This is a genomic window from Endozoicomonas sp. ALB115, from assembly GCF_049310245.1.
Lineage (GTDB): Bacteria > Pseudomonadota > Gammaproteobacteria > Pseudomonadales > Endozoicomonadaceae > Endozoicomonas.
The window spans coordinates 18,293-28,138 of record NZ_JBLYZG010000062.1 but is presented as its reverse complement, the minus strand read 5'-3'; the positions used below and the strand labels follow the sequence as shown (position 1 = coordinate 28,138).

8 protein-coding genes are annotated in these 9,846 nt (G+C 48.4%); 5 read left to right on the top strand and 3 right to left on the bottom strand.

The features are described from left to right. Positions 1-227 precede the first annotated feature (227 nt). A complete protein-coding gene (locus tag ACO6VE_RS20220) occupies positions 228-1,517 on the bottom strand; it encodes a DASH family cryptochrome (RefSeq protein ID WP_422443961.1) in 1,290 nt (429 codons plus the stop codon). Between the two features lie 360 nt (positions 1,518-1,877). On the opposite strand from ACO6VE_RS20220, the gene ACO6VE_RS20215 reads away from it, so the two are divergent. The 4 genes from ACO6VE_RS20215 to ACO6VE_RS20200 all read left to right on the top strand — a co-directional run bounded on the left by ACO6VE_RS20215 (position 1,878) and on the right by ACO6VE_RS20200 (position 3,743). Further along, the gene (locus ACO6VE_RS20215) at positions 1,878-2,369 is read left to right on the top strand and encodes a hypothetical protein (protein ID WP_422463102.1); all 492 of its coding nucleotides are present in this window, start codon (positions 1,878-1,880) and stop codon (positions 2,367-2,369) included. A 27-nt stretch (positions 2,370-2,396) separates the two neighbouring features. Continuing rightward, positions 2,397-2,921: a lipocalin family protein gene (locus ACO6VE_RS20210; protein WP_422443965.1), complete on the top strand. Its 525-nt coding sequence runs from the start codon at positions 2,397-2,399 to the stop codon at positions 2,919-2,921. Positions 2,922-3,098: 177 nt separating this feature from the next. After that, positions 3,099-3,320, top strand: a complete 222-nt coding sequence (locus ACO6VE_RS20205) for a hypothetical protein (RefSeq protein WP_422443967.1) — start codon at positions 3,099-3,101, stop codon at positions 3,318-3,320. Between the two features lie 12 nt (positions 3,321-3,332). Continuing rightward, positions 3,333-3,743: a MerR family DNA-binding transcriptional regulator gene (locus ACO6VE_RS20200; RefSeq protein WP_422443969.1), complete on the top strand. Its 411-nt coding sequence runs from the start codon at positions 3,333-3,335 to the stop codon at positions 3,741-3,743. Between the two features lie 166 nt (positions 3,744-3,909). Here ACO6VE_RS20200 and ACO6VE_RS20195 read toward each other — a convergent pair whose 3' ends face one another. Beyond that, the gene (locus tag ACO6VE_RS20195; RefSeq protein ID WP_422463100.1) at positions 3,910-6,129 is read right to left on the bottom strand and encodes a hypothetical protein; all 2,220 of its coding nucleotides are present in this window, start codon (positions 6,127-6,129) and stop codon (positions 3,910-3,912) included. A gap of 457 nt (positions 6,130-6,586) precedes the next feature. Between ACO6VE_RS20195 and ACO6VE_RS20190 the strand changes: the two genes are divergently transcribed. Then, on the top strand, positions 6,587-6,991 hold the full coding sequence (locus ACO6VE_RS20190; RefSeq protein ID WP_422443973.1) for a helix-turn-helix domain-containing protein: 405 nt from the start codon (positions 6,587-6,589) through the stop codon (positions 6,989-6,991). A 154-nt stretch (positions 6,992-7,145) separates the two neighbouring features. On the opposite strand, the gene ACO6VE_RS20185 is transcribed toward ACO6VE_RS20190, so the two are convergent. Beyond that, positions 7,146-9,656, bottom strand: coding sequence for a hypothetical protein (locus ACO6VE_RS20185; protein WP_422443975.1), 2,511 nt, complete (start codon positions 9,654-9,656; stop codon positions 7,146-7,148). Positions 9,657-9,846 lie beyond the last annotated feature (190 nt).

Genomic DNA, 9,846 nt, shown 5'->3' with positions numbered 1-9,846 from the left:
TTGTCTTTTTGTCTTTTTGTCTTTTTGTCTTTTTGTCTTTTTGTCTTTTTGTCTTTTTGTCTTTTTGTCTTTTTGTCTTTTTGTCTTTTTGAACCGCTGGATCTTCGTTGGAATTCCTCGCAATACCCGAGGGCACAAGTAGCCCTGCTATTACTCGTCATTCCGCCTTGCCCAGCGGTCCAAAACGACTTGCTCGTTATCATATTTAGAAGGCGGAGTTGGTATGATCACGGCATAATAGGCCAGTCAGCCGCATCAACACTGTCGAGAGGGTAGGTTTTATGCCCTCCCCAACGGTTGATATAGCTGCCATCAGGATCGAACTGCTGAGCCTGTTTATCCAAATTAAAATGGCGACTCCCTCTCGGGTCAGCACCCACGCCCGCCAGATACTGCCAGTTGCCCCAGTTGCTGCCCACGTCATAATCCACCAGTTGCTGCTCAAACCAGGCAGCCCCGTAGCGCCAGTCCATCCCCAGTTCATGAATAAAGCAGCTGGCCACTATTTGCCGCCCACGGTTGGACAGGTAACCGGTGGCCTGCAGCTCTTTCATGCAGGCGTTCACAATGGGCCAGGGTGTATTACCAGCGCACCATTTCTGAAACCGTTCCGGGTAAAAGCAGGACAACCGACACTTATCCCGGATGCCTCTGGATGAAAACAGCCGAACACCATGCTTCAGGGCGTACCATTGGAAATATTCACGCCACAGCAATTCAAATTGAATCCAGTAGGTGGATTCATTGGCCATAATCAATGACTCATAATGCCGGAGTGCCTGGAAAATCTGCCGGGCGGAGAGACAGCCATGGGCCAGCCAGGGTGAAAATTTGGTTGAGGTCTCCCAACCCTGCAAGGCGTTTCGCGTCTCTTTATAGGTGGTTGGCAGCAGCGCTGAGAAATAGTGCTTCAGATGCTCTGCCCCTGCCGTTTCACCACCGGTAAACGGGCTGTTGGTTTTGGCCTTTGCCGGCAACCTGTCGGAATGGTAATTCAAACCGGGCATGGGCCCTGGCATGATATCCGGTGCGGTAGCGGCTTCGGTAATGGGCAGATTTTCGACGTGCTTTCGGAACTGAGTAAATGTTTCCGGCAGCTCGTCCAGGGCAAATGGCAGATCGTTCTGGTGGAAGAGCGTAAATGTTTCAACTTCATTGAAGGTGACTGCCGGGAAGTTCTGCTTAAGACTTTGCCAATAGGCACTCTCCTGAAAACCCGTATTACGGCTGCGATAGACTGCATCGATTTTATGGGCTTTCAGCATTTGTTCGATTGCTTGATACGGACTTTGCAAACGCACCAACAGTTTTTGCCGTCGCTGTTCAAGCTGTGATTCAAGCTGTTGAATACTCTCCCACAGGAAACGCCAGCGATGCTCGCCCATTACCCTTGACTGGTAATGGCCTGGCTTAAACCAGGCAGGGTCAACACAATAGACACACACAAGGTGTTTACAGCTGGCAGCGGCCTGCATCAAGGCCCGGTTATCACTCAGCCTCAAATCGTTGGTAAACAAAAACAGCGTTATTCCCTGCAAGAGCGATACCCTCCAAACCTTTTAGCACGAATACCCTTTTGTACGTTAATTTTCACAAACCACGGCAAACAGCCACCAGCGGCTGATAACTCCATGTAATTGTAAAAATTTAATCTTTTATAAGTAAACACATCAAATCTGTTTTGGTTTTAAGCCCTCTCAGGTAAAGTAGCCTGTGCTGCCAAATGATTGTTGTATTCCTTCCAGCCATAGACCGAAATGTTCAGACACTTTACCGGTAATCAGTCTGTAATGATGATTGGCCTCGACTTTGGTTCTACCACCAGCCGTGCCATGATCGCCTCTGCATACCTTGAGTGAAATCCGATAACCGAGCGGATGGAGCTGGGCAAACCAGAACTGATCTATCGCTCCGACGCCGTACTGACACCCTTTGAAGAGGGTGAACTCTGCACGGAGGCCATTAATAACTGTCTTGAACAATGGTTAGAAGAAAGTGGCATTGATTGTGATCAGCTCTTTTCCGGTGGCGTCATTATCACCGGCCTTATCGGTGCCCGCCACTTTCAGTTTGAACCGGGGACCTACCGGTTGCTGGAAGTATCCAACCATGGTCAACAACTTCTGGAGCAACTGAATCTGCAGTTAACCATCGGTGACGAGTGCAGCCAAAACGATATCGACCAGATCGTCCGCTATTATATCCGGGCACTGGAAGCCATGGTCACCGGCGATCATCACTGGTTCGACCAGGGCGATGGACAGCAGCTCTGCCAGGTAGCCTTTCAACCGGATGCCAAAGCCGGGTTTGTCAGCCTCGGTAAAGTGAAAAACTTTGTCATACCCGTTTACTTTTATGGGATGCATTAAGTAGTTAAAAAAGAAGGATGCAACGCTTTGAGAACGATTAAAATTCTGTCCCTGATCGCACTGCTTACTGGCTGTACAGGAATCCCGGAAGGCATTACCCCGGTAAAGCCATTTGAGGTTAATCGCTATGTGGGCAAGTGGTATGAGATAGCCCGGCTGGATCACCGCTTTGAACGGGGCCTCTCCCACATCACTGCAGAATACTCAGGCAACCCTGATGGCAGCCTTCGGGTCATCAACTCTGGTTACTCGGTTGAAGCAGGTGAACGCAAACAGGCGGAAGGCAAGGCAAAGTTTGTCCGGGAACCCGACGAGGGATATCTGAAAGTCTCTTTTTTTGGTCCTTTCTACGGCTCCTACATTATTTTTGAGCTTGATCAGAAGGGCTATGAATACGCCTTTATCTCCGGGAACAACAAAGACTATCTCTGGCTGCTGGCCAGAACACCCACCGTCAGTGATCAGGTTAAATCGGACTTTATCAACAAAGCCAAAACACTTGGGTTTGCTACTGAACAATTGATCTTTGTTGACCAGAGCAGTCCTCAATAGCCCGCCACCATTCCGTAAATAAAGAGTGTATATTTACGGAATGTAATCCCCCCCATTTGTAGTCTTATAGCCCTTCCTGACGTTTTTTGACACAGACGATCATCACTTAGGTGAATCAATCCCCCGGCAACAACATTCTATACCATGCCGGATTCGATACCCGCTGGAGTGTGAGCGATGCCCAAACCAACGATGCCCCCACTGGACCAGATTCTGGTGCCGACAGCAAAAACGGATGAAGTTTACCGTTCAAGGGTCATTGGACAGAGTTTCTTCAGCTTTACCGGGCTCAAGGCTCTGCTGGGGGCTGCCGGTTTCCATACCAGTGGTGATCAGGTTGCCGGGCTTGTTGCAGTTAACAAAAACCTATCTATAGTTACTCGAACCTATTCAAAATGAGTAAGTTCTGTTGTGAATGATCGATACTCCATCTCCCGGGCCGCTGACCATTTAGGGGTATCCCCTTCTACTCTGCGTCGCTGGGAGGCTTGTGGAAAACTCGTGCCTGAGCGTACTGCCGGTGGTAAACGACGTTACAGCGCCAGTCAGTTAATGACGCAACAGACTCCACAGGTACAGCACAAAACGGTAGCGTACAGCCGGGTTTCCAGTCATGACCAGAAAAAAGACCTGGAGCGGCAGCAGGAAGTGTTTATAAACACTATGGTCAGGCACTGTCCTTTCGGTTTGCCAGCGATAAGAAGGGGTGTCAAAGAGATCCTGCTCAGTCAGAGAACCATTATCTCACCGCTGGCTGGGGATCTGCTGAAACAGGAAGGCATTAAGCTGCGGTATAATGATAATACCAACTCCACCTTCTAAATATGAACTGCGCAGCCATTTTGAACCGCTGGATCTTCGTTGGAATTCCTCGCAATAGCCCTGCTATTACTCGTCATTCCGCCTTGCCCAGCGGTCCAAAATGACTTGCTCGTTATCATATTTAGAAGGTGGAATTGGTATAATTTGGCAAAATAAGGCGCAATTCTTAACCACCTGGCACGTTGGCAGGAATTTTCCAGAGTAACGCAATGCCAGCTTCTGAATGGAAAGGCTCTTGCCGAACATCGTTGCAGTAAATCACTAAATGTTCACTATCAGGGCTAAATTTGGCATGTTGAATGGGATAATCCACTATTATCTCCTCTTTTTGTTTCCATTTGCCATCATCACCGATGCCCCAGAGTTGCACAAGGCCAGACTGGTCTGTGTCTTTCCGGTTTATTTTGTTGCCATAGGTCAGAAAATGGTTTTCCAGTGCATTGAAATGGGCACCATGGATGCCATAGGCACCAGGTTCTGTCACGGCCAGTGTCGTCCACTTGCCATTGTCATCGCACCCCAGGATGGCAGCAGTGGTGTCCTGGCTAAAGGTATAGGCAAAGCGCCCTGAAGTAGAAAACCGGGCTTCACGAATTTCCAGCAGATGTTTAAACGCCAAAAGTTCCTGCCATTTGCCTTGGCTGTCAAGGCCATGAATTTTTACGGTCCAATCACAACCGCGGGTCAGCACACTGTCCTCCTGAGCGTTGAAGGCAGCATAGTCAATCCCCGCCAGGTGATACACCCTGGCTTTCTCAACCAGGTTACCTTCCTCATCATCCCCCCAAATGCAGGCGAAATTCGATTTATAGCCATAGCTCAGAAGAAGATTCTCTGAGGGGCTAAAAAGCGCTTCACGACTGGCGTGATGGACAAAGGTCTGGCCTTGATCCAGGCAATCATCAGGACTTTTGCAGTCCAGGAGTTTAAAAGAGCCACCGCTTTCAAAACGGGCCAGTATTTTACCCCCGGATGGGCTGAATCTGGCATCTGAACAACAACGAATTTCTGCTTTTCCTTCCCAGACACCATAAGCATTGTAGCCAGAAACTATAACTGTGTTGTCTATATCTTTGGTCAGCGCATAGTGCCCGGTGGCATTGAACAAGGCTCTGCAAACCAGGTTGGTAATATGTTGGTTGTCGTCGGTTATGATCGTCGCAGGATGACAGATTTCCCCGATCTGTGACCAGTTCCCATCGACATCACAACCCAGAAAGATGGTCTGGTTACCCCAGGTGAAGATCACAGCGTGTTGCTCATCATCACTCAGCTGGGCACTGGCAATGTTCCCACCGCACTCAAAGACCTTTTTCTCCTCCAGGCAGTTGCTTTCATCATTACAGGCCCAGATGGTCACTTTTGAGCCCTGGTAAGTCAGGAAATAATCGTTTGTGGCCTTAAGAGGTGGTTGCTGTGGCCCGGTTTCCTTATAGTGAAGGATCTCTTTAGGCTGGGTTAGCGGGATCCACCGACCGTTGCTATCCTGGCGCAATACGTTGATTTTGCCGTTCTGTGGGTCGTAGGACATAATTTTGTTCTGCCCGGGGCTGAAGCCTGCCTCCATCCGTGGATAGTCTTCATCATAGGGGGTAAGCGCAAGCACCACCGCCTCCTCCCAACGGCCATCGCTGTTCAGCGTACTTACCTTGACACTGCCATCGTAGCTGCTGCTCAGAAGCGTATTTTCAGACCTGTTGAGCTCGTAGCGATAGATAGAAGCAGAGTCTTCAACATCCCCTTTTTGCAACCAGTTGCCATCCGCACCTTGTCGCCAGATCTTCAGCCTGAAATCGCCCCCATCGTTGCAACCACGTATAAGCAGGTTCTTGCTCATTGGGCTGAAGCTGGCTTCAATAATATGGTGATCGAAACAGGCCGCCAGTTGAAATTCCAGATAATTTTCCTGGCATTGGAAAATGTCAGCCTTCGCTGGATCGATATTGCCCGCATGCTTGTTATTCAGCGCAATATCCTGTAACAGCCCATCATTAACGGCTGCGATGCTAATGAGCTGTTCATGCTGATGTGATGCATCTCCCGGAACAGCGTCTGAGGATGGCATCATGGAAATCTTAAGCCCGATAATTTCCAGCTTACGCTGACCGATAGCAGTGATGATCGACAACTCGGGAGGTGCATTCCGTTTCAACCGTTCCAGGGATTTGAGCTGCTCCGGTTCAGAGACTTTTGAAGCATATTTGTTATAGGCAGCCACTGATTCAAAAAGGGGTTTCAGGTTATTAAATAACTGCCATTCACCGGTTTCGATTTTGCTTGCGGCTGCCCTGCTCAGCACACGACCAAAAGCAATCACCTTTGTTTGTGCTTGCGGACTTTTCCAGGCTTGGCAGATGTTCAGACATTTTTGCGCTATTGGTCCCATGATAACTCCGGTCATATTGGCACAGGGATTAAATTTACACCGCCATGAACCGGTAGCATCCTGTGATTGAGTAAATCGTCCACCATTACTGGTCGGAACATTCAGTATCTGATCAATAGATCAGTCAATTTGGCAAAAGTTCCTCCCACTGAAAAAATAACGACCAGCTCCTGACATTTTTGGGACTTGCAGTCCGAAAATGAAATAAGAAAATATTACAATCCGCCAACTTGTTTTTTTATATTGTTCTTTATCTTGTTTGTTTTAGTTTCACTAAAAGGGTACCCCCGCGAAACTAAAGGGGGGTATTTGTCTTGCATACCCCCCGTTTTGGTCTATCTTTTCCACGCAAGAAAAAACCCGGCTCAAGCGGAGTATGCAGCTCCTCACCGGGTTTTCCTATTCATACAGCGAACCATTACTCCGTGTGAGTGATAGCTCAGGGATCAGTATAGACATGATTTCGTTTGCGTACACAATCGGGATAGGTATCTTGATACGGGTCAAAATTAATACCAGTGGTATGGATAAGCTGAACATGACACAGAAGTTTCTGCTGGTCGTTCTGGCGACGTTCGCTAACTCTGAAGGGGAGTGTTGGCCGAGTCAGGGGTTACTGGCTAAGCTTCTTGGCGTGACCACTGGCACAATCTGCACAAGCCTGAAAAAATTGGAAGAAGAAAAGTTTATTGAGAGCTTCCCGCGCAAGACAAAACACGGTGGCACTAACACCAAGCTATACCGGATGCTGTTTGAGCCGTTTGTGTTCAAGCAGGTCAAAGAGCAACATTACAACTGCTTTGGCCAACAGGTCGACGATCCCCGTATGCGTGATACGACATGGGCAGATGGGCTGGATTGACAACAGAGATCAGCATGGACGATTTGAATAACAACACGATAAAATTTATTTGCCGTTACCTCTTTGCAAAAAAGGAAAATATTCAGCCCTCATTCCCAGGGCCTGTTGACGTTTCGTTGCGTGCTCGCAAAGAAACGTCAACTTCAGTAACACCTCAAGTGTCAGCTGTTTCCACCAGGCTGCCAGGAATTTTCCAGAGTAAAACCGTACCACTTTTTGAACGAAAATATCCCCGTCGATCATCGTTACACTTGATCAGTAAATGATCGCTATCAGGGCTAAATTTGGCCTTTTTCACGGGGTAATCCAGTTTTAACTGCTCTTTTAATGCCCATTTTCCATCATCATTTAAGCCCCATAGTTGCACAAGGCCTGGCTGGTGCTTGTCTTTTATGTTTATTTTTTTGCCATAGATCAGAAAATGGTCATCCAATCCATTAAACTGGGCGCCTTCAATGGAGTAGCCATCAACCAGATTTGTCATCGCCTGTTTCATCCATTGGCCATCGTTGTCGCGTCCCAGGATACACGCGGTTCCGTCCAGGCTAACGGTATAGGCAAGGTGCCCTGAATCGGAAAAACAGCATTCGTGAATCTGTCTTTGATGTTTAACCACCAACTGTTCCTGCCATTTGCCCTGGCCGTCCAGGCCCTGAATTTTTACCTCTTGGCCAATACCCCTGGTCAGCACACTGTCCTCCTGAGCGTTGAAGGCCGCATAGTAGACCCCCCCTCGGTGAAATGCCTTTGCTTTCTCAACCAGGTTACCTTCCTCGTCATACCCCCAAATACGGGCAAAATTCGACTCAACACCGTAGCTCAGAAGAAAATTCTCTGACGGGCTGAAGATGACTGTTTTACTGCCGCTGTGCTCACAGGTTTGAACTTTATCCAGCCGACCACCATTACTGCTGCAGTCCCAGAGTTTAAAGCTTTTATAGGTCCGTCTTATGTAGCCCTCGCAACAATTGTCGCTGTGCTCATCAGGGGTCTGACCTTGATCCAGCGGGTCATCAGTCTTGTTGCAAGACAGAGGTTTGTAGAGTTGGGCCAGTAATTTGCGCCCGCAGGCACTGAATCGGGCATCGGAACAATCCTGAATTTCAGTTTTTACTTCCCATGAACCGTTTTCGTCATAACCAGAGATAATCGCTATATGATTTGAATCAATACTCAGTGCATATTGTCTGGAGGCATTGAAGGATGCTTTGTGAATAAAGCCTGTGATAGGTTCGTTACTGGCCTTTGAATAACTTTTAGGATGACAAACCTCCCCGATTTGCGACCATTCGCCATCGCCATCACACCCCAGAAAGATGGCCTGGTCCACACCGAAGATCACAGCATACTGCTCATCATCACTCATGTGGGCACCCCAAATCCACTTACTGCGCTCAATGACCTTTTGCACCTCCATGCAGTTGCTGTCATCATTAAATGCCCAGATGGTCGCTGTTCCACCCCGGTAAGTCAGTAAATTATGATCCGTGACTTTGAAAGACGGCTGCTGTGGCCCCCTTTGCCGACGGTGACTGATCTCTTGAGTCTGGGTTAGCGGAGTCCACTGACCGTTGCTATCCACCGGCAGTACCTTGATTTTGCCGGCCCAATAATCATAAGTCATAATCTTGTCCTGCCGGGGGCTAAAGCCTGCGATCACCGGCTCATAGCTTTTGCCTCTACAGCAGGGGCTGTGCTCAAGTACCACCGCCTCCTGCCAAAAGCCATTGCTGTTCAGCTTACTCACCGTGACTATGCCTTCGGAGCTGGTACGCAGTAATGTATTTTCCGACCGGTTGAATTCGAAACGAAAGCTATGCTCCCTGAACTTCCCGTTCCGGGACCAGTTGCCATCCGCAGTTTGTCGCCAGATGTCCAGAATACGATCGTCCTGACTGTCTAAAGCATCGATAACCAGATGCTTACTCGAAGGGCTAAACCTGGCTGCACTGACATAATGACCGAAGCTGATCACCTTTTTGAGTTCCAGATAATTGGTCTGACATTGGAAAATGTCAGCCTTCTTTGCGTCCATTTCCCCCGATTGACTGTTAAGAAGGGCTGCGCCCTGTGACTTATTAAAAGGTACTATCGAGTCGCTATTTGCAGTAGTGCCGGAAACCCGTGCTGTCGATGCTTTTTGGGAGGCGGATTCGGTGTCTGAATCGTCCGTCGATGATTCGGTGTCTGAATAATCCGATGATGATTCAGTGTCTGAGACGTTCGTTGATGGCCTGTTGAGTGAGGCAAATGCATTAACACTGTTTGCTGGAACAGCACCTGCTGGCACCGTGGCCTTATCTGCTGATTCAGGCTCGATACTACTATCATTATTATCATTATCATACGTATTATTATCGAACGGTGTATTCGATTGGTCATGCTGTTGCAATGCACCGTCCAAACCAACGTCTGACGGCTGCGGCATCGTGGAAATATTCAGCTCAATGCTGCGCTCGTCAATGGCGGTGGTTAGCGTCGCGTCGGGTGGTGAATCCAGTTTCAGCTGCCCCAGGGATTCGACCAGCTCCAGTTCCGGGATTTCTGAGATTTGTTTGTTGTAGGCAGCCACCGATTTATGCTGTGGCTTCAGATCATCAGAGAACTGTCGTTCATCGGTTTCTATTCTGATTGTGGCTGCACTGCCTGACGCTATTGGTTGCATGGTAACTCCGGTCATATCAACACAAGGATTGAATGTATGCGGCAATGGATTAGTAGTACTCTATGTTGGTTTATGGTGGTTTAGCCGTCCTCTATTACTTGTCTGACCATACAGAATTTGGGTTATAGATCAGTTAATTCGACAAAAGTTCCTGCCCTTAGGGATTTTTATACCGCTCAATTTTATTGAT